Raw genomic sequence first — 22,552 nt, 5'->3', positions numbered from 1 at the left:
GTCGTGGCCCGCGCGAACGGCCACGTTCCGTCACCATCCCGGGATGTGGATAGATTCTCCCAAAACCAGGGGGCGGTGGCAGAATGAGGCCATGACCAGCACCACCCTGATTATTGCGACCTAGCGCGCCGGCTCTCCCCTCCGCCGAGCGCGCAGACCTCCCGCATCCGCGGGAGGTCTTTTTGTTGCTCCGAGAAAGGATCCTGATGACGTTCCAGGTCTTCGACACGACATTGCGCGACGGCGCCCAGCGCGAGGGGCTCACCTACTCGGTGGTCGACAAGCTGGCGGTGGCCCGACTGCTCGACGAGTTCGGTGTCGGCTTCATCGAGGGCGGCTGGCCGGGCGCGGTGCCCAAGGACACCGAGTTCTTCCGCCGGGCGCGCACCGAACTGACCCTGCGGCACGCGGTGCTCGTCGCATTCGGCGCCACCCGCAAGGCCAACGTCGCGGTCGCCGACGACCCCCAGGTGCGTGCTCTGCTGGACGCGCAGACCCCGGCCGTCGCGCTGGTCGCCAAGGCCGACATCCGCCACGTCGAGCGTGCGCTGCGCACCACCGGCACGGAGAACCTGGCGATGATCCACGACACCGTCAGCCACCTTGTCTCCGAGGGGCGCCGGGTGTTCGTCGACGGCGAGCACTTCTTCGACGGCTACCGCCACGACCCGGCGTACGGCGCGGCCGTGGTGCAGACCGCGCTCGCCGCGGGCGCCGAGCGGATGGTCCTCTGCGACACCAACGGCGGCATGCTGCCGTCCCAGGTGACCGCCGCGATCGTCGATCTGACCAACCGGCTCGGCGTCGACCCCGCGCTGTTCGGCATACACGCGCAGAACGACACCGCGTGCGCCGTGGCCAACACGATCGCGGCCGTCGAGGCCGGCGTCCGCCACGTGCAGGGCACCGCCAACGGGTACGGCGAGCGCCCCGGCAACGCCGACATCTTCGCGGTCGTCGCCAACCTCCAGCTCAAGCTCGGCATGCCCGTCCTACCGGAGGGCTGCCTGGCGCAGATGGTGCGGGTCTCGCACGCCATCGCCGAGATCGCCAACATCGCCCCCGACACCCACCAGGCGTACGCCGGGGCCGCCGCCTTCGCCCACAAGGCCGGGCTGCACGCGAGCGCGATCAAGGTCGACCCGTTGCTCTACAACCACGTGGACCCGTCGGTGGTGGGCAACGACATGCGGATTCTGGTGACCGAGATGGCCGGTCGGGCCAGCGTCGAGCTCAAGAGCCGTGAGCTCGGCCTGGACCTGACCGACCGTCCGGATGCGCTGACCCGGGTCACCAAGCGGGTCAAGGAGCTGGAGGCCGACGGCTGGTCCTTCGAGGCGGCGGACGCCTCCTTCGAGCTGCTGGTCCGCTCCGAGCTGCCCGAGGGCGGCCCGGCCCGGCCGTTCACCCTGGAGTCGTACCGGGTGTTGGTCGAGCACCGGGAGGACGGCGCGGTCGTCTCCGAGGCGACCGTGAAGATCCGGGTACGCGGCGAGCGGGTGATCGCCACCGCGGAGGGCAACGGCCCGGTCAACGCCCTCGACGAGGCGCTGCGGGTGGGGCTGGCACGGCACTATCCGCGGCTGCGCGAGTTCGAGCTGGCCGACTACAAGGTGCGCATCCTGGAGGGCAGCCACGGCACCGGCGCCGTCACCCGGGTGCTCCTGGAGACCGCCGACGACACCGGCCACGACTGGACGACGGTGGGCGTGCACCCCAACGTCGTCGAGGCCAGCTGGCACGCCCTGGTCGACGCCCTCACCTACGGCCTGGCCCCCGCCCCCGCCCCGACGTCAACCCCCTGACCCTCGCGATCTTGCACTTTGTGTCGCCGGTTCGCGGCTTGTGCCCCGGATGTCGGGACAGAAAGTGCAAGATCGCCGGGGGAGTCAGGCCGCGGGTAGGCGGAGGGTGGCCAGGACGGGGCGGTGGTCGCTGCCGGCCAGGTTGAACACGGTCAGCTTGTCGGCGGCGATGCGGCGGTCGACCAGCACGTGGTCGATCGTGACCGGGGGGATGAGGTCACCGTCGTACGGCCCCCACGTGCCGGTCAGGCCCTTGCCGGTGGCGTCCGCGGCGTCGACGTAACCGGTGCGCAGCAGCGCGCGTAGTGGCCCGTGGTCCAGGGTGGAGTTGAAGTCCCCGGCGAGGATCCGCAGGCCACCGCCGGGGGTGGCCGGTGGCTGGGCGACCAGGTCGGCACGCCAGGCGCCGACCTGGTCCAGCGCGGACGGCGCCGCGGGGTGCGCCGACTCGACCCGGACGCCGGGCCCGTCGGGGACGGCGAGCGTGCCGTACGCCTGGGTGAACCCCCAGCCACCGCGATTGTTGCGGATGCCGCCGTCGCTGATCGGCCAGCGCGAGTAGAGCGCGGAACCGGGCGTGCCCACGTGCGCGTTGAGCTGCCGGTAGGGCAGCAGCCGGTCGAGGCCGAGGCGGTCCAGGCTGGCCTGCGCGTCCGGTGTGAACTCCTGCACGGTGAGCACGTCGACCCGGTGCTGCCGGACCAGCTCGACGAGCGCCCCCGTGTCGGCGGCCCCGGCGAGCAGGTTGGCCGTGAGCAGCCGGATCGTCGGGCCGGTCGCCGCCGGCTGTGGGGCGGCCAGCGCCCGGGGCGCCACCACGCCGAGCAGTGCCACCGCGGCCAGGGTCGCGACCGCCGCCGGCCACCAGCGCCGCAGGGCGACCGTGAGGCCGAGGGCCAGCACGCTCCATCCGGCGACGTACGGGGTGAAGGCGAGCGCCTGCACCAGCGGCCCCCGGTCCAACCCCGCCAGCCGTACGGCGGCCCAGGCGGCCGTGGGCCCGACGGCCACCCAGCAGAGCACCGTGCCGATCGGCGCCCGGCGGCGAGCCGGCGCGGGCGGAGTGTCGACGATCATGGCGGTCAGCCTAGCGGTGGCGGACACGCGCAATTTGTGAATAGGTGACGCGTTCATATTTCACAATTATCTGGCGGCTGGATTACGGGCCGATGATGCGAGATCAGCTATTGACCTCCAGCTTTTTGCGGTGCTACGTTCCATCTGGTTTAAACGACGCAACGCTGAGTAGTAACAGCAGCTCAGACCGGATGCAGATCAACGAGAAATCGGCTTTCCCGACTGCGGGCGAGCGAGCTTCAACCGGTTCTTGTGTCGTCGTCGATCCCATTATTGGCAGTCATCCGTCCCGCCCCGCGGGTCGGCCGAATTCGCACGGTCACACAAGGGGGACCTGTCATGAGAACATTCTTCCGACGTAAGGCGGCGGCGGTCACGCTCGCTGTCCTGGCGCCCACCCTGGCTGGTGGAGGGATCGCCGTCGCTCAGCCGTCGGCGAAGACGCCGCAGGCGTCCGTCCAGCCGGCGGCGCGCAGCACGGACAGCCAGCCGCCGGTCACGGCCGAGTCGGCCCGCAAGGCCAAGGCCGCGCTGAAGGCCAACACCACACTCGTCGCCTCCACCACCATCGTCGTGGTCAACTCCAACGGCACCAAGGCGCGCGGCACCGGCACCGTCATCAAGTACGGCACCGGGCAGTACGAGGTCCAGTTCGCCCAGGTCGTCACGGCAGGTATCTACGTGGCCACCGTCGGTCGCGCCGACGCCTGCTGCATCCCGCCGGCCGGCGAGATCTCGGTCGCGCCCCGGCTCAGCACGCCGAACGCGGTCTTCGTGCAGACCCGCAACTCGGCGGGCACCCCGACCGACCTGGGCTTCCACCTGGTCGTTCACCTTCCCTGACCGATTCGACGTCCGGCCCCCGCAGTCGACTGCGGGGGTCGCGTCGTGTCCGGCGCGACCCCGTGCGGCGCTCCTCGTCGCCCCCGGCCGGCTCCTGCCGCATCGGGGTGGTCATGCCCGTGCGGCCGGGTCCTCCCGGTTGGCCCCCGTCCGGGCGGCTCCTGCTCATTCGGGACACAACGGACCTGTCCGGCGCTCACAATCCGACGTTTGCCGAGGCCCCGGCCCGGGAAGCAAGCACCGTGACGGACATCTCGGACACCTTGGCCAGCCTGCCCACCCCGGTCGATCCCGAGCCGACCGGCGCCGAGCTGGAACAGACCCTCTTCGAGGTCAAACGCGTGATCGTCGGGCAGGATCGGCTCGTCGAACGTCTGCTCACCGCACTCATCGCCAACGGGCACTGCCTTCTGGAGGGCGTGCCCGGCGTGGCCAAGACCCTGGCGGCGCAGACCCTCGCCACCGTGGTCGGCGGCACCTTCTCCCGGATCCAGTTCACCCCGGACCTGGTCCCCTCCGACATCGTCGGCACCCGGATCTACCGGGCCTCCAAGGAGACCTTCGACATCGAGCTGGGCCCGATCATGGCCAACCTGGTGCTCGCCGACGAGATCAACCGGGCGCCGGCCAAGGTCCAGTCGGCGCTGCTGGAGGCGATGGCCGAACGGCAGGTCTCCATCGGCGGGCGCAGCTGGCCGGTGCCGACGCCGTTCCTGGTGCTGGCCACCCAGAACCCGATCGAGTCCGAGGGGGTCTACCAGCTCCCCGAGGCGCAGCGCGACCGGTTCCTCATGAAGGTGGTCGTCGACTATCCCAGCGACGCCGACGAGCTGGCCATCCTCTACCGGATGAGCACCGACCGGCCCCGGGCCCGCCAGGTGCTCGACCCGCAACGCCTGCAACTGCTCCAGGAGCACGCCGAGCGGGTCTTCGTCCATCACGCCCTGGCCGAGTACGTGGTCCGGCTCATCCTCGCCACCCGGGACCCGGGCCGGTTCGGGCTGGCCGAGATCGCGCCGCTGCTGGCGTATGGCGCCAGCCCACGGGCGACGCTCGGCCTGGTCGCCGCCGCCCGCGCGCAGGCGCTGCTGCGGGGACGGGAGTACGTGCTGCCCGAGGACGTCCGGGAACTGGCGGTGGACGTCCTCTCCCACCGGTTGGTGCTCTCCTTCGACGCCGTCGCCGACGGGGTCTCGGCCGAGAGCCTGGTCCGGCGGCTCGTGGAGGCGGTGCCGCCGCCCCGGGTGGCCACCGGGCACCCCCAGCACACCCCCGACCTGGCGGCGGCGTGAGAGGCGTCGGCCGCACGTCGGCCCTCACCTCGCCCGACCCGGGCCTGGCCGAGCTGACCCCCGACCAACGGCTGCGCCGACTGGAACTGACCGTCACCCGGAGACTCAACGGTCTGCTGCACGGCCAGTACCGTGGCCTGCTCCCCGGCCCGGGCAGCGAACCCGCCGGCAGCCGCGAGTACCGGCCGGGGGAGGACGAGGTCCGCCGGATGGACTGGGCGGTGACCGCCCGGACCGCCGTGCCGCACGTCCGACAGGTCGACGCCGACCGGGAACTCACCACCTGGCTGCTCGTCGACGCCAGCGCCAGCATGGAGTTCGGCACCGCCGAGCTAGACAAGCGGGAGCTGGCGGTGGCCGCCGTGGCGGCGGTGGGTTTCCTGACCGCCGGCATCGGCAACCGGCTGGGCGCCCAGGTGCTGCGCGCCGACGGGGTACGACGCTTTCCCGCCCGCAGCGGGCGTACCCATCTGCTCGGTCTGCTCCGCGCGCTGCTGACCGCGCCGCGCGCGACCGAGCCCAGCGACCGGCCCCGGTCGCGGCCGGCGACCCCGCAGCCGGTCGCGGCGGCGGAGTTGGCGGACGGGCTCGACGCGGTGCACCGGGTCGCCAACCAGCGTGGGCTGGTCGTGGTGGTCTCCGACTTCCTCGACGGACTGCCCGACGACCCCGACGAGCCGCCGCCCTGGGAGCGGACCCTGCGTCGGCTGTCCGCCCGCCACCAGGTGCTGGCGATCGAGGTGACCGACCCGCGCGAACTGGAACTGCCCGACGTCGGCCTGATCACGCTGGTCGACCCGGAGACCGGCCGCCACCGCGAGGTGTGCACATCGGACCGCCGCCTGCGGGAGCGCTACGCCGCGGCCGCCGCCGCCCAGCGTGACCAGGTCCGCCAGGCGTTGCGCCGGAGCGCGGCCACACACCTGGCGCTGCGCACCGACCGGGACTTCAGCGCCGACATCGTCCGACACGTGCACGCCCAGCGGCGGATGGCCGCCGCGCCGGCCGGAGCCGTCCGGGGAGGTGCCGCGTGACCTGGGAGTCCCCGTTGCGACTCTGGCTGCTGGTCGGCGTGCTCGCGCTGGTCGGCGCGTACCTGGTGATGCAGCGCAGACGCAGCCGGTACGCCGTCCGCTTCACCAACCTGCGGCTGCTGGACCGGGTGGCGCCCGTTCGTCCGGCCTGGCGCCGGCACGTCCCGGCCGGGCTGTTCCTGGCCATGCTGGCGCTGCTCGTGGTCGGTTTCGCCCGGCCCACCGCCGAGGTCCGGGTCCCCCGGGAACGCGCCACCGTGATGGTTGCCGTCGACGTGTCCACCTCCATGCTCGCCACCGACGTGGAGCCGGACCGGCTGGCGGCGGCCAAGCAGGCGGCCCGACGTTTCGTCGAGGGTCTGCCCGACGAGTTCAACGTGGGGCTTGTCGCGTTCGCCGGCAGCGCCGCCGTCCTGGTGCCGCCCGGCACCGACCGGGACGCCCTGGACGAGGGCATCGGTCGTCTCGCCGAGGGGGTGACCGGGGTGCAGGGCACCGCGATCGGTGAGGCCATCAACACCTCGCTCGGCGCGGTCAAGAGCCTGGACAGCGAGGCCGCCAAGGAGCCACCGCCGGCCCGGATCATCCTGCTCTCCGACGGGGCCAACACGTCGGGGATGGACCCGATGGAGGCGGCGGCGGAGGCGGTCGCGGCGAAGGTGCCGGTGCACGCGATCTCCTTCGGCACGCCGTCCGGATTCGTGGACCGGGGCGGACGGCCGATCCAGGTGCCGGTCGACGGGCAGACCCTCAAGGCCGTCGCCGACGAGACCGGCGGAATGTTCCACGAGGCCAGCACCAGCGACGAGTTGCGCGCCGTGTACGACGACATCGGCAGCTCGGTCGGCTACCGCACCGAACGCCAGGACGTCTCGGCCCGGTTCATCGGCCTCGGGCTGGTGTTCGCGATGGGCGCCGCGGCCGGCTCGATGCGCTGGTTCTCCCGACTGCCCTGATCCACCGCCGACGTCGACCGTGAGGAGTACGCATGGCAGTGCAGACCGGACTGGGCGAACCGCGCGGTCCCTGGTTCATCTCGCCGCAGCTCGACCCGGACGGGCGCGGGTGGTGGGACGCGCCCGGCTCGGGGCGGGACCCCGGCGGGCGGCGCCCCGGCCGGCTGCTCGCCGCGTTGGCGGTCATCGCGGTGTCGGCCGTCTCGGGCGGCCTGGCGGGCGGCGTGGTGGCCAGTCGGGACGGCACGGGGTCGTCCGCGGCGTCCGCCGCACCGGTGCCGGCGGAGCTGGTCACCGCCGCCGAGCGGACCGTGCCCGGTGTGGTGTCGGTGCTCGCCGGCGGCGCGAACGGCGCGTCCGCGACCGGTTCCGGGTTCGCCATCGACGACCAGCAGCACCTGGTCACCAACGACCACATCCTGGCCAAGGGCGGTGGTGGACCGGTCACTGTGGAGCTGCCCGACGGCCGCCGGTACGAGGCCGAGGTGGTCGGCCGCGAGCCGCGCAGCGACCTGGCGGTGCTGAAGGTGCCACCGTCGGCCGGCCTCGCCCCGTTGCCGCTGGCCAAGCCGGGCGCCACCCGGGTCGGTGAGCCGGTGCTGGCGGTGGGCTCACCGCTGGGGCTGTCCGGAACGGTCACCGCGGGCATCGTCAGCGCGCTGGACCGTCAGGTGCGGCTGGGCAACAGCCGGCACCGCGCGGTACAGACCGACGCGTCGATCAACCCCGGCAACTCGGGCGGGCCGTTGGTCAACGCCCGAGGCGAGGTGGTCGGGGTGAACACCGCGATCGCCACGATCGACGGCAACGGGTCGATCGGCATCGGCTTCGCCATCCCGATCGATCAGGTGCAGCAGACCGCCGACACGATCATCGGCAAGGGCGGCTGAGCTGCCCGGACGGCCCGTCGGGCCGCCTCCAGTGTCGGATATCCGGCCCCACGTCATCGGACCATGGAAATATCACGCTCGGTATGGATACTGGCGGAGGTGGAGCGTCCTCTTCTCACGGTCCTCCTGCTGGTGGGCCTGATCATCGGATGTGCGGTGGGGTCGGCGTACGCCCGGGCGCGACGCGGGTGGACCGACTACCAGACCGCGAAGAAGTCGGTGCCCGGCGCTCGCCGGGGCGCGTGGTTGCTGATCCGCGGGGTCGCGGTGAAGGCCGCCGTGATCGGGCTGCTGCTGTTCGGCGCCGTGGCGTACGCCGCGGTCGGCTCGGACGACGAGACCGCCGGTCCGGCGCCGAGCCCGACCACGACGCAGAGTGAGCCTCCGCGCCGGTGACCCGGGGCGGGCCGCGGCGGGCTAGCCTCGGGACGTGGACGACGGACTGCGGGTGACCGATCGGTGGGTCGTCCCCGCCGGGGAACTGCGGGAGCGCTTCTCCCGTTCGTCCGGCCCCGGCGGGCAGGGCGTGAACACCGCCGACTCCCGGGTCGAGCTGAGCTACGACCTGGCCAACTCTCCGTCGGTGCCCGACTGGATCCGGTCGCGGGCGCTGGAACGGCTCGCCAACCGCCTGGTGGACGGCGTGCTGACGATCGCGGCCAGCGAGCACCGGGCGCAGCTCGCCAACCGGGAGGCGGCCCGCGAGCGGATGGTCGCGCTGTTGCGCGAGGCGGCCGCCCCGCCCCCGCCGCCGCGTCGGGCGACCAGGCCGTCCCGGGGCGCCAAGGAGCGCCGGCTGGCCGAGAAGAAGCGCCAGTCGCAGCGCAAGCGCGACCGTCGCGTCGACGGCGACTAACCAGCCATCGTCACCACCTGGACGTTTTGCACCCCTGAGCCATGCCAGGCCGTCAGCGTGGATCTGAGGGCGGTCTACGCCCATGCCCGGCCATGTTGTCAGGTGTCTGGGTAGCCCTTCGGCTTATCATCGTTGGCTCGCCATGGCCAGCAGCGCGGGAAAACGACTTTGCGGCCGCCCGGACCGCCGACCAGAATGCCCCGGTGCCCGTCGACTTCTCCGTCAAACCCACGCTCACCGGCGAGCGGGTCATCCTGCGCCCGTTCGTCGACGAGGACCTCGCGGCCTTCCAGGTCGCCCTAGCCGACCCGGAGGTGGTCCGACTCACCGGCGGCCCGCCCGAGCCGTTGGACCCGAACCGGCTCCGCGCCTGGTACGGCACCCGCAACAGCCAGACCGACCGGCTCGACCTGGCCGTGGTGGACAAGGCGACCGGGGCCTGCGTCGGCGAGGTGGTCCTCAACGAGTGGGACGGCCACAACCGCAACTGCAACTTCCGGACGCTGATCGGCCCGGCCGGCCGGAACCGGGGGCTCGGCACCGAGGCGGTCCGGCTGATCGTCGGGTACGGCTTCGAGCAACTCGGCCTGCACCGGATCTCGCTGGAGGTGTTCGCGTTCAACCCGCGCGCCCGCCGGGCCTACGAGAAGGTCGGCTTCGTCGCCGAGGGCACGCTGCGGCAGGTGCTCCGCGACGGCGACCACTGGGTGGACGCCACCGTCATGTCGATGCTCGCGTCGGAGTGGGCGGCGCACCGGGGCCACCCGGAGGGCTGAGTCCGCAAGACGTCCGCCCCGGTCAGCCGACCGCGGCGAGCAGCCGGCCGCGCAGCCCGGCGGCCCGCTCGGCGAAGCCGCGCTGTCCGGCGGCGTACTCGGCCCGACCCTCTGGCGTGTCCACCCGCACCGGCGGGTACCCCAGGAACGGCGAGTTGTTGCCTGTTCCCCACGCCTGCTGGCATGGCATCTTCGCAGGTAGAGGGGGCTGACGCCCCCATCCTCGCGCCCCTGGAACCGTGGCAAGATAGGGTCTGCTATGACAAGGCGGTCCTATCGGGCTGCATGCGGGGGTCATACCCCCACCCTTGCGGGCTACTCTCCGGCAAGCAGTGCTGCGCAGACATCGATCAGCCGGGCGCGTAGATGGCCAGCACGCTGCGAGAACTCGCGTTGACGAGCCACGTACTCTGCCTTGCCCTCGGGCGTCTCGATGGCTACCGCCTGATGCCCGTACGAGGACAGGTCATACGGCGATGCCTGCATGTCGAGGAGCCGGATGTCCCTCGCCAACTCGAAGCAGTCGAGCGCCAGGTCGCCGGGGACCGCAGGGCCAAGCTTGGTTGCCCACTTGTGGCAGTCCATCGCGGCGTGCAAGCAGCCCGGCTGGTCAAGCCCGACCTGGCTTGCCCGAGTGGGTTGAAGGCGGTTGAGGCTGACGGCATCGGGAGTGAAGAACCGGAACGCATCGAAGTGCGTACACCGGATCTGGTGCGCCTCGACTACCGCGTCAGTGCTCTCCTGCCCAAGTCGCAGGGGAAGGGGGTGCCGGTGCTCACGCTGGCGGTAAACCATCGCCCACTCGTGCAAGCCGAAGCAGCCGGTGAAGGCTGGCCGAGAAGCGATCGAGGACAACAGTCGATGGATGAAGTGCACTGAGTCGGCCCGGTCGGCAAGGAACGCCGCTGCGTCGAAGCTGACTACGCCGTCTGCGTCCGTTGCGTACCAACGCCACTGCCGCTGCTGTGCGGGACCGTTCGGTCCGGGCTCCAAGGAGATGCCTACGCCGGGGTGCCAGCGTCGCAGAACAGACGGCCTGGTGCCGTAGTAGTCGTAGAGGAAGTCATCGACTGCGTGGCGTTCCCTCGCTGCCTTGCGGGCACGGTGCCGGGCGGTGAGGGAGTCAGCGCGCTCCTCGTGAGCCCGTGAGAGGGAAGCCCAGGTGGGAGCGGGCAGGCTGGTCACTGGCTCCGACCCCTGTTGTCCGCTTCGTGCCGCTTCGATACCCCCACGCTTCGGAAGTTGCCTGAGTTGCGCATACGCAGATCCATGTTGGCGTGCAGACAGCCCGGCTGCTCGTGCGCGTGCTGCGTCTCCCGGGAGGTGAACAGGAAGTCGGCCATCGGATGCCGCTCACCCCGACGTCGTCGGGCCAGGTGCGGCGTCAGCCACACGTCCACCCGCTCCTCGTGGGCCCGGCTGCGCTCACGCCAGGCCGCCACGTCGAGCACGGCGGGGGCGAGGGCGGCGGTCACGGACCCCAGGGTACGACCGCCGCCGGCTCGCCGGTCAGGGCATGTGCACCCGGACGCCGGCGGAGAACACGCCGCTGCGCAGCTCCAGCTGCTGGGGCGGGTCCCGCCCGTCGACGGTGAACACCAGCGGGAGCACCACCCGACTGCCCGCGGCCACCGGGTTGGCGAAGACGTCCCGACCCAGGTTGGCCGCCCGGGTTTCCGGCTCGTCCGTGCTCACCCACCGCCCACCCGGCAGGTAGGCGCGTTGCAGCTGGCCGTGCCAGGGCTGCTGGGTGCCGGTGACGTTGCGCACACCCACGGTGGCCTGGCAGCGCCGACCCCCGGCTGCCGGTGCCGTGCCGGTCCCGCTGGCCGCGTCCGCCGGGCCACAGGTCATCCGGTAGACGGTGAACTCGAACGCGGACTCCCGCAGCGGCACACCCACCGGCCCGGAGACCCCGGTGCCCATCCACGCGCCGCTGGTCGGCTGCTTCTGGGTGTCGATCGACGACACCTGCCGGGTCGCCGTCCAGCCGGCCGTGCCGATCACGCCCGCCAGCACCACCACCGCCGCGCCAACCAGCAGCCAGACCGGCGGCGTACGCCGCCGTCGGCGCGGGCCGGGAGTCGCCGGACGTGGGTAGATCGTCCCGCGTGCACCGTCCGGCGTCCCGTTGGCGGCCAGGGCGGCGGCGGTCACCCGCCGTCCGCGCCGTCGACGCCACACCCACGCCACGAGGGCGCTGAGCAGCAGCAGGACGCCCAACCCGGCCAGCAGCACCGGATACCGCCGCCAGGGCGGCGCCTCGGTGACCTTGGCCGCCGGAGCCGGGGCCGCCTGCCAGGTGGCGGTGGCACAGTCGTACGGCCGGGTGCCGTCACTGGTGAACGCGCAGGCCGGCGCCGTCAGCGGCTGGCCCGGCGCGACTGCGGTCAGCGCGGTGCCCAGCGTGGTGGTGCTGTGCGCGGGCAGCCGCAACCGCCAGGTCACCTCGGCCGTGGACCCGCCGGAGCGGCTGGACCGTCCGCCCCCGCTGATCGCGGTGGGCGACGACCCGGACGGCAGCTCCTGGCGCACCGTCGTGTCGAGCGGCGAGTTGCCCACATTGCGGACGTGGATGCGGTACCGCGGCGTAGGGCTGCTCTCCGACGCGACCGCCACCGTGACCGGAGGCGGGGGCGCGGACAGCGGCACCCGCGACGGCGGTGCCACCGCCGGTGGCGCCGAGGGCGGGGTGGGCTCCGCGCTCGCCGCCACGGGCAACCGCGCGGCCACCGCCACCGCCGGCGGCGCCGGGCTGACGGACGCGGGCGGCGTGACCGCCGTCGGTCCGGGCGCTGGCGCCGTCGGACGTGGCGTCGGCGCGGCTGGTCGTGGCACGGACTCGGCTGGTTGTGGCGTGGCGGCCGCTGGTCGTGGCGCGGCCGCCGCCTCCGGGGCCGCCGCGGGCAGGGCCGGCACGGCGGCGAGGATGCCGAGGCAGTGTACGAACACCGCGAGGGCTCTGTGGTGTCGTGTCGATGCAGGCATACGAACGAACCTCCGGAGCCGACGCTAGGGGTGCGCGCCCTCCGTGCGGGTACGAAATCGGGAAGCCCACCCCGACCGCCCGGACCTGCGCTAGGGTGCCGCGACGCTGACGGGTTGCGCACACCCGGCGGCCCGTTGTGGCCGGTGAACGTGTCGGCGGGGCTAGATTGGCCGGGTGCGTATCGCTCGTTTCGCTCATGCCAAGGGAATGTCGTTCGGAGCCGTCGAAGGCGAACCGGAGGCCGGGCCGCAGGGCCTGACCATCGCCGAGATCGACGGTCACCCGTTCGGCCAGCTCTCCTTCACCGGGGCCCGCTGGGCCCTCTCCGACGTCCGGCTGCTCTCGCCGATCCTGCCCAGCAAGGTGGTCTGCGTGGGCCGCAACTACGCCGACCACGCCGCCGAGCTCGGCAACGAGGTGCCCAAGGAGCCGTTGCTCTTCCTCAAACCGTCCACCTCGGTGATCGGTCCCCGCGACGCCATCCGGTTGCCGATCTTCTCCAAGCAGGTCGAGCACGAAGCGGAGCTGGCGGTCGTGATCGGCGCACCGGGTGCCCGTCGGGCCGACCGGGCCGCCGCCGAACGCGCCATCTTCGGCTACACCTGCGCCAACGACGTGACCGCCCGGGACCTGCAGCGCTCGGACGGGCAGTGGACCCGCGCCAAGGGCTTCGACTCGTTCTGCCCGATCGGTCCGTGGATCACCACCGGACTGGACGTCTCCGACCTGGAGATCCGCTGTGAGGTGGGTCGCAACCCGGACGAGATGGAGGTACGCCAGCTCGGCCGGACGAAGGACATGGTCTTCGACGTGGCCGGTCTGGTGTCGTACATCTCGCACGTGATGACCCTGCTGCCCGGCGACGTGGTGCTCACCGGCACTCCGGCGGGGGTTAGCCCTCTCGTCGAGGGGGATACGGTCACCGTGCGGATCGAGGGCATCGGCGAGCTGAGCAACCCGGTGGTCCCCGTCGCCTGATCCGTCCGATGCCCCTGTTTCCGCAGCTCACGGGTGGTTCGGGGGGATCGGATTTGGCCTGCGGGCACCGGGAGGGTAATGTTCATTCCCGGCGCCGCAAGGGGCCAATGGGGTATGGGGTAATTGGCAGCCCGACTGATTCTGGTTCAGTTAGTCTAGGTTCGAGTCCTGGTACCCCAGCGCAGCTGGGATTCGCGAGAATCCCGGACGCTGGATTCTGACGGAGTTCCTCTCCGCCCCTGCGGGGGCGGAGAGTGGCCTCTGATAGAGTGCAGCTCCTCCGCCCGCGAGGGTGGGGGAGCGAAAGTGGTTCTGGCCCCGTCGTCTAGCGGCCCAGGACGCCGCCCTCTCAAGGCGGTAGCGCCGGTTCGAATCCGGTCGGGGCTACATCTGTGCACAACCCGTCTCACTTCGGTGGGGCGGGTTGTTTCGTTGGTGCGCATGGCAGTGCACGGTGCCCAGACCCCACGCTCGCCCTCGCAGGCGGTGCCGCTAGACTACAGCGGCACCGCCTGCGAGGGCGGTGAACAGGAAGTTCTGGCCCCGTCGTCTAGCGGCCCAGGACGCCGCCCTCTCAAGGCGGTAGCGCCGGTTCGAATCCGGTCGGGGCTACAAACCAAAGGCTCACCTCGCTCCGCGAGGTGAGCCTTTCCCGTACCCCCTCCGCCCCCTACCTCCCGGCCCCTCCCGGCTCCCCACCTTCCGGTTGATCATGAAGTTATTGCCCTCCGCCGCGGCGTGTCCGGGCAATAACTTCATGATCGACGGGGGCGGGCGGGGAGGGTGGGGTTAGAGGCCGGAGAGACGTTGGCCGGCTCTTACGACCGCCATGGCGTGGCGTTCGCCGGGGCGGCGGCCCAGGCGTTCGATCGGGCCGGAGATGCTCACCGAGGCGATCACGCGGCCGGTGCGGTCGCGGATCGGGGCGGAGACGCTCGCCACACCGGCCTCCCGTTCGGCCACGCTCTGCGCCCAGCCGCGGCGGCGGACCTCGGCCAGGGTGCGGCCGGTGAACTTGCTGCGCGGCAGTAGCGGCATCACCGCCTCCGGAGGCTCCCAGGCCAGCAGGATCTGGGCCGCCGAGCCGGCGGTCATCGGCAGCACCGAGCCCACCGGAACGGTGTCCCGCAGGCCGCTGGCGCGCTCCGCCGCCGCCACGCAGATCCGCTCGTCGGCGCGGCGCAGGTAGAGCTGCGCGCTCTCGCCGGTGGCGTCGCGCAGCGCGGCCAGCAGCGGCTCGGCGGCGGTCAGCAGGACGTCCGGCGCCGCGTTGGCCAGCTCGCCCAGCCGCGGGCCGGGACGCCAGCGCCCCTGGGTGTCCCGGACCAGCATCCGATGGATCTCCAGTGCCTGTGCCAGCCGGTGCGCGGTGGCCCGGGGCAGCTTCGTGCGTTCAACGAGTTCGGCAAGGCTGGCGCCGTCGACACAGGCGGCCAGGATGACCACCGCCTTGTCGAGAACGCCGACACCGCTCATACTGTGTCCCACAAGCCGAAACTTACCTCCCAGAATTTAGGATGTCCAGATGGTGGGAGTCACTCCTGAGCCGAGGACCCTGGCCGAGAAGGTCTGGGACGCGCACGTCGTACGGTCCGCCGCCGGTGAGCCGGACCTGCTCTTCATCGACCTGCACCTGCTGCACGAGGTGACCAGCCCGCAGGCGTTCGACGGGCTGCGGCTCGCCGGGCGCCGGGTGCGTCGTACCGACCTGACCCTCGCGACCGAGGACCACAACACCCCGACCGGGTACGCCGATCCGGCGTTCCGGCTCCGCCGTGGTGACCTGCTCACCATCGCGGATCCGACCTCGCGTACGCAGATCGAGACGCTGCGCCGCAACTGCGCCGAGTTCGGCGTGCGGCTGCACCCGCTCGGCGACGAGAACCAGGGCATCGTGCACGTCATCGGCCCGCAGCTGGGGGTCACCCAGCCCGGCATGACGATCGTGTGCGGCGACTCACACACCGCCACCCACGGCGCGTTCGGCGCGCTCGCCTTCGGCATCGGCACCAGCGAGGTGGAGCACGTGCTGGCCACCCAGACGCTGCCGCAGAGCCGGCCGAAGACCATGGCCGTCAACGTCACCGGCCAGCTCGCCCCCGGCGTCACCGCCAAGGACCTGGTGCTCGCCCTGATCGCCCAGGTCGGCACCGGTGGTGGGCGCGGGCACATCGTCGAGTACCGCGGCGAGGCCATCCAGGCCCTCTCCATGGAGGGGCGGATGACCATCGCCAACATGTCGATCGAATGGGGCGCCAAGGCCGGCATGATCGCGCCGGACGAGACGACCTTCGCGTACCTCAAGGGTCGGCCGAACGCGCCGCAGGGCGCCGACTGGGACGCGGCGCTCACCTGGTGGCGGACGCTGCCCACCGACGAGGGCGCGCGCTTCGACGCCGAGGTCACCCTGGACGCCAGCCGGATCACGCCGTTCGTCACGTGGGGCACCAACCCCGGGCAGGGCGTGCCGCTGAGCGCGCCGGTGCCGGACCCGGAGGAGTTCGTCACCGACTCGGAGCGCGCTGCCGCCCGCCGTGCGCTGGAGTACATGGATCTGCGCCCCGGCACCCCGCTGCGGGAGCTGCCGATCGACGTGGTCTTCGTGGGTTCCTGCACGAACGGCCGCCTGGAGGATCTGCGGGCCGCCGCCGACGTGCTGCGCGGCCACCGGGTCGCCGACTCCGTCCGGATGCTCGTGGTGCCCGGCTCCGCCGCCGTCCGGGAGGCCGCCGAGGCCGAGGGCCTGGACAAGGTCTTCGCCGACGCCGGCGCCGAGTGGCGGTTCGCCGGCTGCTCGATGTGCCTGGGCATGAACCCCGACACGCTCAAGCCCGGTGAGCGCTCCGCGTCCACCTCCAACCGCAACTTCGAGGGCCGGCAGGGCCGGGGCGGTCGTACCCACCTGGTCTCCCCGCCGGTCGCCGCCGCCACCGCCGTGGTCGGGCGGCTGGCCGCCCCCGCCGACCTGTAGAAGGGACCGACGAGATGGACAAGTTCACCACCCACACCGGCACCGCCGTGCCGCTGCGCCGGTCCAACGTGGACACGGATCAGATCATCCCTGCCGTGTACCTCAAGAGGGTGACCCGCACCGGCTTCGCCGACGGGCTGTTCAACGCCTGGCGGGAAGACCCGGCATTCGTGCTCAACGATGAATCCTATTCTGGTGCGTCGATCCTCATCGCCGGTCCGGAGTTCGGCACCGGCTCCTCCCGGGAGCACGCCGTCTGGGCGCTGCGGGACTGGGGCTTCCGCGCCGTGGTGGCGCCGCGCTTCGGTGACATCTTCCGCGGCAACGCACTCAAGGAGGGCCTGCTGCCGGTCGAGTTGGAATTGAAAGCCGTCGAGGAGTTGTGGGATCTCGTCGAGGCCGAACCGACCACTCCGGTGACCGTCGACCTGACCGCCCGACAGCTCCGGGCCGGGGACGCGACCTGGTCGTTCCCGCTGGACGACTTCAGCCGGTGGAGGCTGTTGGAGGGCCTGGACGACATTGGACTCACCCTCCGGCACGCCGATGACATCGCCTCCTACGAGGCGTCTCGACTGCCGTTCCTGCCCTCGGTGGCATAGCCGTACGCCCACCCGCACAGCGGAATTCGCCCTCACCGGTCCAACCGGTGGGGGCGAATCCGTTACGACACAAGGGCTTTTTTCCACCGAATGTTTGTGTCCAGGCAGCACAGGGCATACGGTGCGCGCAGAATGGCTCGCGTCGAGTCAGTTGCACAATCGGGAGGAAGTCGTGAACAAGGCCGAGCTCATCGAGGCGCTCGCTGTTCGCCTGGGGGACCGGAAGACGGCGACGGCCGCGCTCGACGCGGTCCTCACTGAGGTCCAGGCGGCGGTCACCAAGGGCGAGAAGGTGGCGATCACCGGATTCGGAGCATTCGAAAAGCGTGTGCGTGGCGCACGAACAGCGCGCAACCCGCGTACCGGCGAGGCGGTGAAGGTCAAGAAGACGTCCGTCCCGACCTTCCGCCCCGGCGTCGGGTTCAAGGAGATGGTGGCCAGCGGCAAGGTGCCGAAGGCCACGGCGGCGGCGAAGAAGACCGCCACCACCACGGCCAAGACCGCCGGCACCAAGGCGGCGGGCACCAAGGCCACCGCCACCAAGGCGGCCAGTAAGAAGACCGCCCCGGCCAAGGCGAGCAAGACCACCACCACCGCCGCCACCAAGGCGGCCAGCAAGAAGACCGCCCCGGCCAAGGCGAGCAAGACCACCACGGCGACCAAGACGGCCGCCAGCAAGAAGACCGCCCCGGCGAAGAAGAGCGCCGCGGCGACCAAGTCCGCCACGGCGAAGAAGACCACCGCGGCGGCGAGCAAGAGCACGGCGGCGAAGAAGGCGCCGGCGAAGAAGGCTCCGGCCAAGAAGACGGCCAGCAAGCGCTGACCGACTGTCCGCCCGAAGGGCGTCCACCTTCTCGGTGGGCGCCCTTCGCGCATACCCGGACCGTTGACCCGGCCGGGCCGTACGCGCAGAATCGCCGTGCCGGCCCCCTTCAGGACCGGTCCGCCGACGAAATGGGGCGCCGGTGCGCTACCGCCAGATCACCACCGGATCGCTCGCGCTGGGCGTCGTTCTGCTCCTTGACGTGCTGCGCGTCTGGCTGCCCGGCATCATCACCATCTTCGGGCAGGCCGCGTCCACCCCGGCCGAGTTGATGGGCGCGTTCGCGCTCGGCTGGTTCGTTCTGGCGATGTTCGCGCCGGCTCTTCTCCGGCGGGTGGGCGCCCGCCGGGTCACCGTCGTCGCCGCCGTGCTGCTGGCCGTGGCCCGGCTCGCGCTCACCAGCGCCCCCGGCGGCCGTCCGCAGCTCTGGTTGGCCACCGCCGGTCTGTTCGCCGGTCTGGTCTGGTTGGTGGGTGTCGCCGGCGACGTCGATCGTCCGGTGCCGGGACTGGCCCTGGGGCTGGCGGTCAACGCCGCCATCCACGCGCTGCTGGACACCTACGATCTCGTCTGGCGGGGCGGCTGGGTGGCGTGGCTGCCCAGCGCCGTCGCGGTGGTGCTGTTCCTGCTCGGTACGACGCTGCCCGCCGCGCCGCCAGGCCCCGGTGGCGCCCGGTCGTGGCTGCTGGCCGGGCCGGTGCTGCTGCTGGCCGGCATGGTGGCCCTCGCGCCGGCCCTGGCCCAGGCCGGGATGTCGTACCTGGTCGCGGGTGGCGACGTCGCCCGCTCACCGCTGTTCGGCCTGGCGCCGGTGCCGGTGGCGGTCGCCGGGTTCCTGCTGGCCGCGCTGGCGGGCCCGACCCGGGGGTGGGGCCGAGCACTCGGCCCGGCGACCCTGCTGGCTGGCGTGGTGCTCTTCGCCCTCGACCGTGGCGACCTGCTCGTCGCGGCCATGCTGCTCACCGCCGTCGGACTCGGCGCCTGCCTCGCGCTCACCGACGCGCCGGGCCGCGCCGACGTCGCGGCCGGCGCCGACGCTCCAAGTCGCGCCGACAACGCCGACGTTGCGGCCGGCGCCAGCGCTCCGGGTCGCGCCGTCGCCACCGACGCCGGGGCCGGCGCCGACGGTGCCGGTGCTGAGGGCGCGACGGGCACGGACGACACCCGCCGGACGGCGGCCCGTCGGGGGTACGCGGTCGCCGCCGGCATGCTGCTCTTCGTGCTGGGCGCGGTGGGTTACTACTCCGCCTACGACCTGGGCTACCCGAACGCGGTGGTGCCGGTGGTGGTGGCCGGGGTGGTCGCCGCCGTGGCCCTGGCGGCTCGTCCGTCCGGCCACCGGCGTCCCGGTCCGCTTCCGCCGCTGCGGACCGCTGGCGGGGTCGCCGCGCTGGCGCTGCTTGCGCCGCTGCTCGCCGACGAGGTGGCGGTGGCGAGCAACCGGGAGGGTCCGCCGGAGCGGTTGACCGTGGTGGCGTACAACATCCGCATGGGCTTCGGGCTGGACGGCCGGTTCGACCTGGCCGGGCTGACCGCGGCGATCGACCGGCAGCGGCCCGATGTGGTGCTGCTCAGCGAGGTGGACCGGGGCTGGCTGCTCAACGGCGGCCACGACACGCTGGACCTGCTGTCCGACCGGCTCGGCATGCCGTACGTGTTCGGGCCGGCCGCCGACCCGGTCTGGGGTGACGCGGTGCTCAGCCGCTGGCCGGTCACCGACCCACGGTCCCGGCCGCTGCCGGCCCTCGGGGCGCCCACCGGAGCGCAGGCTCTGGCCGTCACCCTGGACCTCGGCGACGGTGTCCATGCCGCTGTGGTGAGCACCCACCTGCAACCGCCACCCGACGCGGGCCCGGTGGCGCAGGCTCGCGCGGTGGCCGACTTCGCCACCGGGTACGCGGCCGGACGGCCGCTCGTGGTGGCCGGCGACCTGAACACCGAGCCGGGCGACGAGGCGTTCGAGCAGTTCACCGCAGCCGGGCTGGTCGACGCGTTGGCGGTCGCCCGTCCGCTGGCGACGAGCCCCGCCGACGATCCGCGCCAGCAGATCGACCACGTCTTCGTCTCGCCCGGCCTGACGGCGACGGATCCGGTCGCGCCGCGCGGCGAGGCCAGCGACCACCTGCCGGTTGCGGTGACCCTCGCCCTGCCGCCCCGCTGACCGGGCGCCGGGATCGCCGCTGCCGCGGCAGCTGGCTGGCCGGAAATCGCCACGTCGGCGACCTGGAGTGGATCAGCCGCCGAAGCGCCGGGCGGGCCTCACAGGCGGTCGGCGGCGACCAGCCGCTCGCCGCTGAAGGCGAGCAGCCAACCGCCGCCCTTCGGGGTGGTGAAGTCCTCGTCGGCGCGGCCGGTCAGCTGCTCCAACGCGCCCGGCAGCACCTTGCCCTGGCTGCACACCGCCACCTGCCCACCGGCGCAGCCCAGCTCGAGCAGTTGGGCGGCGGTGGCCAGCGCCCGCTCGTCCTGTTGCTGGCCCGGCTGCGGCTCGTCCAGGTCGCCGCAGACCTCGATGGGCAGGTCGAGCAGTCCGGCCGCCGGGTCCAGGGTCTGCACGCAGCGGCGCGGCGAGGCCGACAGGAGCCGGGCCGGCCGCACCACGGCGATCAGCGCCGCCAGCGCGTACGCCTGGGCCCATCCCTCGGCGTCGAGCGGGCGGGCGGTGTCCGGGCCGGTCCACGTGGCCCGCTTGCCGGCGTGCCCGTGCCGGACCAGCGCGACCGTCGCGGTCACCGGTGGCAGCGCGGCGAACGCCGCCAGCACCTCGGCGTCGTGCGGGTAGCTGACCAGGTGGATCGCGTCGTCCACGGCCAACCATCGGATGTCGTCGACCTCGGTGCCCGGCTGGAAACCGCCCTCGGCGACCGCGAGCATCGACCAGTAGTCGACCAGCTTGGCCTGCCCCTCGCTGCGGTAGCGCACCGACGGCAGCCGCACCTGCGGTACGCCCCGCACATCGGCCTCCTCGGCCACCTCCCGGACCGCCGCGAGCAGTGCATGCTCGCCCGGTTCGAGCTTGCCCTTGGGCAGCGTCCAGTCCCCGTAGCGCGGGCGGTGCACGACGCAGACCCGTACGCCGTCGGCGGTCGGTCGCCAGCAGACCCCGCCGGCAGCCCGGATGCCCGTCACGGCAACCATCTGGTCCGCCGTCGCCGGGTCGCCCGGTGCCACGCGGCGGGGAATCGGGCCCGCATCAGGCGGACCGTGTCGCGTTCCCGCTCGGCCAGCCGCCCTGCCGTGACCGCCAGCTCGTGGTCGGCCGGTCGGTCGGCGGCGAGGGCGAGCCAGGTCTCGGCGGCCACCGCGGCGTCCTGGTGTTCGCCGAGCACATCCTGGACGCCGGCCAACGCGCGGGCCAGCCGCCGTGCGTCCCTGCCGACGGCCGGGACCACGGCGGTGACCGCGTAGCGAGCCTGCTTGCCCTCCTTGCGGACGGCGTGCCAGCGGTCGTCGGGGGCCAGCGGGTCGAGCCCGTCCACGCCGTCGGGGCCGGTGAGCTGCCGCCACGGGCGGGCCACCAGCTTCGGTAGCGTCCGCGCCGCCGGGCTGGTCGCCCGTCGGGTGAGCCGGGGCGCGCGGGCGGCCAGCACCAGGGCGTCCACCAGGGCCAGGTAACGCGGCGAGCGCAGCGCCTCGTCGATGGCGGCGAGCGCCTGCCGTTGCCGCTGCGCGAGCGCCTCGTCCAGCCGGTCCACCGCGCCCGTGTCGAGCGGGCTGAGCGGATCGGCGGTCGCGGTGCGCCGCAGTCGGTCGCGCAGCACCTCGGCGTCACGCGCCGCGCCGAGCACCCCGGCCAGCCAGCGCAACTCGTCGCGCAGGGGCCGCGCCCAGCTGCGGCGCACCAGCGGCCGGAAGGTGCGCAGGTCGCTGCGCAGCCGTCGGCAGGCCACCCGCAACTGGTGAACGGCGCTGTCGCCGCCGTCGGTCGCGGTGCGCAGCCGCACCAGCGGGTCGTGCGCCAACAGCCGACCCACCTCCTTGCGGACCGCCTCGGTGACCACCTCCCCGGCGGTCGGGTCGGCCGTCAGCCCGCCCGGGGAGACCAGGTCCGGTTCGGCCTGCGCCACCGCCCCCAACGCCCGTACGTGCTTAGGGGTGAACGAGCCGGCCCGGGCCCCGGCGTCGCGCAGCACCTCGCCGATCCGTTCCAGCAGCTTGCGGTCGCCGGCCTTGCGCTCCACCTCCACCTCACGGAACGCGCCGGTGGTGGCGCCGGCGTCGTCGAGGACGGTCACCCGGTCGTTTACCACCTCGGCGAGCACCGTGCCGGCCCTGTCGCACACCTCGTGGGCGTGCCGGACGGTGCGTACCACCGTCACCGGCGCGAGCGACGCGCCCCGGTGCAGGACGGTGACCAGCTCGACCAGCTCCGGTGGCGGCTGCCCGACCGGCCCGGGGCGGGAGATCTCCTGCCGGACGCCGGGTGTGCCGGTGGGCAGCTTCACCGTCCACGGCAGCTCGTCACCCTCGCGGTGGCGCAGGGACGCCCCGGCGCGGGCCAGCCGCAGATCGACCGTGTCGAGGTAGCGGGCGACCAGCGTCACCGGCGGCAGCGCCCGGACCCGGCCGCCGGCCGGAAACGTGGCGGACAGGTCCGGCAGCACGAAGGTGTCGTCCACCTCGTACTTCTGCTCCTCCTCGACCATCAGCTCAGCCTATG

At 72.7% G+C, this 22,552-nt stretch carries 22 protein-coding genes and 3 tRNA genes; 17 read left to right on the top strand and 8 right to left on the bottom strand.

Translation table 11 applies throughout. From position 1 onward, the window contains the following. Positions 1-206 precede the first annotated feature (206 nt). Positions 207-1,805: a citramalate synthase gene (cimA, locus tag OG505_RS20315; RefSeq protein ID WP_405426574.1), complete on the top strand. Its 1,599-nt coding sequence runs from the start codon at positions 207-209 to the stop codon at positions 1,803-1,805. Between the two features lie 84 nt (positions 1,806-1,889). Here the strand turns inward: cimA and OG505_RS20310 are convergent, their stop codons facing one another. After that, positions 1,890-2,882, bottom strand: a complete 993-nt coding sequence (locus OG505_RS20310) for an endonuclease/exonuclease/phosphatase family protein (protein ID WP_405426573.1) — start codon at positions 2,880-2,882, stop codon at positions 1,890-1,892. Positions 2,883-3,221: 339 nt separating this feature from the next. On the opposite strand from OG505_RS20310, the gene OG505_RS20305 reads away from it, so the two are divergent. From OG505_RS20305 to OG505_RS20270, 8 genes are all read left to right on the top strand, one after another. After that, positions 3,222-3,725, top strand: coding sequence for a hypothetical protein (locus OG505_RS20305; RefSeq protein ID WP_405426571.1), 504 nt, complete (start codon positions 3,222-3,224; stop codon positions 3,723-3,725). A 242-nt stretch (positions 3,726-3,967) separates the two neighbouring features. Then, complete coding sequence (locus OG505_RS20300; protein ID WP_405426569.1) at positions 3,968-5,017, top strand: AAA family ATPase; 1,050 nt, start codon at positions 3,968-3,970, stop codon at positions 5,015-5,017. Beyond that, positions 5,014-6,051 (top strand): DUF58 domain-containing protein, encoded by a 1,038-nt coding sequence (locus OG505_RS20295; protein ID WP_405426567.1) that lies wholly within the window; start codon positions 5,014-5,016, stop codon positions 6,049-6,051. The genes OG505_RS20300 and OG505_RS20295 overlap by 4 nt, the downstream gene beginning before the upstream one ends. After that, entirely contained in the window at positions 6,048-7,007 is a 960-nt protein-coding gene (locus OG505_RS20290) for a VWA domain-containing protein (protein WP_405426565.1), read from the top strand. Before OG505_RS20295 ends, OG505_RS20290 begins: the two co-directional genes overlap by 4 nt. Before the next feature lie 32 nt (positions 7,008-7,039). Next, the gene (locus OG505_RS20285; protein ID WP_405426563.1) at positions 7,040-7,897 is read left to right on the top strand and encodes a S1C family serine protease; all 858 of its coding nucleotides are present in this window, start codon (positions 7,040-7,042) and stop codon (positions 7,895-7,897) included. A gap of 99 nt (positions 7,898-7,996) precedes the next feature. Beyond that, entirely contained in the window at positions 7,997-8,293 is a 297-nt protein-coding gene (locus tag OG505_RS20280) for a hypothetical protein (protein ID WP_405426561.1), read from the top strand. 34 nt (positions 8,294-8,327) lie between these two features. After that, complete coding sequence (arfB, locus tag OG505_RS20275) at positions 8,328-8,753, top strand: alternative ribosome rescue aminoacyl-tRNA hydrolase ArfB (protein WP_405426559.1); 426 nt, start codon at positions 8,328-8,330, stop codon at positions 8,751-8,753. 203 nt (positions 8,754-8,956) lie between these two features. Next, positions 8,957-9,529: a GNAT family N-acetyltransferase gene (locus OG505_RS20270; RefSeq protein ID WP_405426557.1), complete on the top strand. Its 573-nt coding sequence runs from the start codon at positions 8,957-8,959 to the stop codon at positions 9,527-9,529. A 22-nt stretch (positions 9,530-9,551) separates the two neighbouring features. Here the strand turns inward: OG505_RS20270 and OG505_RS20265 are convergent, their stop codons facing one another. From OG505_RS20265 to OG505_RS20250, 4 genes are all read right to left on the bottom strand, one after another. Continuing rightward, entirely contained in the window at positions 9,552-9,719 is a 168-nt protein-coding gene (locus OG505_RS20265; RefSeq protein ID WP_405426556.1) for a hypothetical protein, read from the bottom strand. 125 nt (positions 9,720-9,844) lie between these two features. Next, positions 9,845-10,714, bottom strand: coding sequence for a 3-methyladenine DNA glycosylase (locus OG505_RS20260; protein ID WP_405426554.1), 870 nt, complete (start codon positions 10,712-10,714; stop codon positions 9,845-9,847). Beyond that, positions 10,711-11,004, bottom strand: a complete 294-nt coding sequence (locus OG505_RS20255; RefSeq protein WP_405426552.1) for a hypothetical protein — start codon at positions 11,002-11,004, stop codon at positions 10,711-10,713. Before OG505_RS20255 ends, OG505_RS20260 begins: the two co-directional genes overlap by 4 nt. Positions 11,005-11,038: 34 nt before the next feature. After that, entirely contained in the window at positions 11,039-12,517 is a 1,479-nt protein-coding gene (locus tag OG505_RS20250; protein WP_405426551.1) for a hypothetical protein, read from the bottom strand. Positions 12,518-12,692: 175 nt separating this feature from the next. On the opposite strand from OG505_RS20250, the gene OG505_RS20245 reads away from it, so the two are divergent. The 4 genes from OG505_RS20245 to OG505_RS20230 all read left to right on the top strand — a co-directional run bounded on the left by OG505_RS20245 (position 12,693) and on the right by OG505_RS20230 (position 14,108). After that, entirely contained in the window at positions 12,693-13,496 is an 804-nt protein-coding gene (locus OG505_RS20245) for a fumarylacetoacetate hydrolase family protein (protein ID WP_405426549.1), read from the top strand. A 108-nt stretch (positions 13,497-13,604) separates the two neighbouring features. Next, positions 13,605-13,676, top strand: a tRNA-Gln gene (locus OG505_RS20240). Positions 13,677-13,810: 134 nt separating this feature from the next. After that, positions 13,811-13,883, top strand: a tRNA-Glu gene (locus tag OG505_RS20235). 152 nt (positions 13,884-14,035) lie between these two features. Continuing rightward, positions 14,036-14,108: transfer RNA gene (locus tag OG505_RS20230), tRNA-Glu, on the top strand. A gap of 177 nt (positions 14,109-14,285) precedes the next feature. Here OG505_RS20230 and OG505_RS20225 read toward each other — a convergent pair. Beyond that, on the bottom strand, positions 14,286-14,972 hold the full coding sequence (locus tag OG505_RS20225; protein WP_007456408.1) for an IclR family transcriptional regulator: 687 nt from the start codon (positions 14,970-14,972) through the stop codon (positions 14,286-14,288). Between the two features lie 49 nt (positions 14,973-15,021). On the opposite strand from OG505_RS20225, the gene leuC reads away from it, so the two are divergent. From leuC to OG505_RS20205, 4 genes are all read left to right on the top strand, one after another. Then, positions 15,022-16,467 carry a 3-isopropylmalate dehydratase large subunit gene (gene leuC / locus OG505_RS20220; protein ID WP_405426547.1) on the top strand — a complete coding sequence of 482 codons (1,446 nt, stop codon included), beginning with the start codon at positions 15,022-15,024 and terminating at the stop codon, positions 16,465-16,467. 14 nt (positions 16,468-16,481) lie between these two features. Beyond that, positions 16,482-17,069, top strand: a complete 588-nt coding sequence (gene leuD / locus OG505_RS20215) for a 3-isopropylmalate dehydratase small subunit (RefSeq protein WP_405426545.1) — start codon at positions 16,482-16,484, stop codon at positions 17,067-17,069. A gap of 172 nt (positions 17,070-17,241) precedes the next feature. Continuing rightward, positions 17,242-17,892, top strand: a complete 651-nt coding sequence (locus OG505_RS20210; RefSeq protein WP_405426543.1) for an HU family DNA-binding protein — start codon at positions 17,242-17,244, stop codon at positions 17,890-17,892. A gap of 142 nt (positions 17,893-18,034) precedes the next feature. Beyond that, positions 18,035-20,053: an endonuclease/exonuclease/phosphatase family protein gene (locus OG505_RS20205; RefSeq protein ID WP_405426541.1), complete on the top strand. Its 2,019-nt coding sequence runs from the start codon at positions 18,035-18,037 to the stop codon at positions 20,051-20,053. A 98-nt stretch (positions 20,054-20,151) separates the two neighbouring features. On the opposite strand, the gene OG505_RS20200 is transcribed toward OG505_RS20205, so the two are convergent. Then, positions 20,152-21,030 carry an NUDIX domain-containing protein gene (locus tag OG505_RS20200; protein ID WP_405426539.1) on the bottom strand — a complete coding sequence of 293 codons (879 nt, stop codon included), beginning with the start codon at positions 21,028-21,030 and terminating at the stop codon, positions 20,152-20,154. After that, on the bottom strand, positions 21,018-22,538 hold the full coding sequence (locus OG505_RS20195) for a CHAD domain-containing protein (RefSeq protein ID WP_405426537.1): 1,521 nt from the start codon (positions 22,536-22,538) through the stop codon (positions 21,018-21,020). The genes OG505_RS20200 and OG505_RS20195 overlap by 13 nt, the downstream gene beginning before the upstream one ends. Between the last annotated feature and the right edge of the window lie 14 nt (positions 22,539-22,552).

The sequence above is a fragment of the Micromonospora sp. NBC_00617 genome (assembly GCF_045161355.1).
Lineage (GTDB): Bacteria > Actinomycetota > Actinomycetes > Mycobacteriales > Micromonosporaceae > Micromonospora.
This window is presented reverse-complemented; position numbering and strand designations above follow the sequence as displayed.

Coding starts and splice junctions, on each gene's coding strand:
- cimA (WP_405426574.1), top strand. CDS start 207: ATGACGTTCCAGGTCTTCGACACGACATTGCGCGACGGCGCCCAGCGC.
- OG505_RS20310 (WP_405426573.1), bottom strand. CDS start 2,882: ATGATCGTCGACACTCCGCCCGCGCCGGCTCGCCGCCGGGCGCCGATC.
- OG505_RS20305 (WP_405426571.1), top strand. CDS start 3,222: ATGAGAACATTCTTCCGACGTAAGGCGGCGGCGGTCACGCTCGCTGTC.
- OG505_RS20285 (WP_405426563.1), top strand. CDS start 7,040: ATGGCAGTGCAGACCGGACTGGGCGAACCGCGCGGTCCCTGGTTCATC.
- OG505_RS20265 (WP_405426556.1), bottom strand. CDS start 9,719: ATGCCATGCCAGCAGGCGTGGGGAACAGGCAACAACTCGCCGTTCCTG.
- OG505_RS20250 (WP_405426551.1), bottom strand. CDS start 12,517: ATGCCTGCATCGACACGACACCACAGAGCCCTCGCGGTGTTCGTACAC.
- OG505_RS20225 (WP_007456408.1), bottom strand. CDS start 14,972: ATGAGCGGTGTCGGCGTTCTCGACAAGGCGGTGGTCATCCTGGCCGCC.
- leuC (WP_405426547.1), top strand. CDS start 15,022: ATGGTGGGAGTCACTCCTGAGCCGAGGACCCTGGCCGAGAAGGTCTGG.
- leuD (WP_405426545.1), top strand. CDS start 16,482: ATGGACAAGTTCACCACCCACACCGGCACCGCCGTGCCGCTGCGCCGG.
- OG505_RS20200 (WP_405426539.1), bottom strand. CDS start 21,030: ATGGTTGCCGTGACGGGCATCCGGGCTGCCGGCGGGGTCTGCTGGCGA.
- OG505_RS20195 (WP_405426537.1), bottom strand. CDS start 22,538: ATGGTCGAGGAGGAGCAGAAGTACGAGGTGGACGACACCTTCGTGCTG.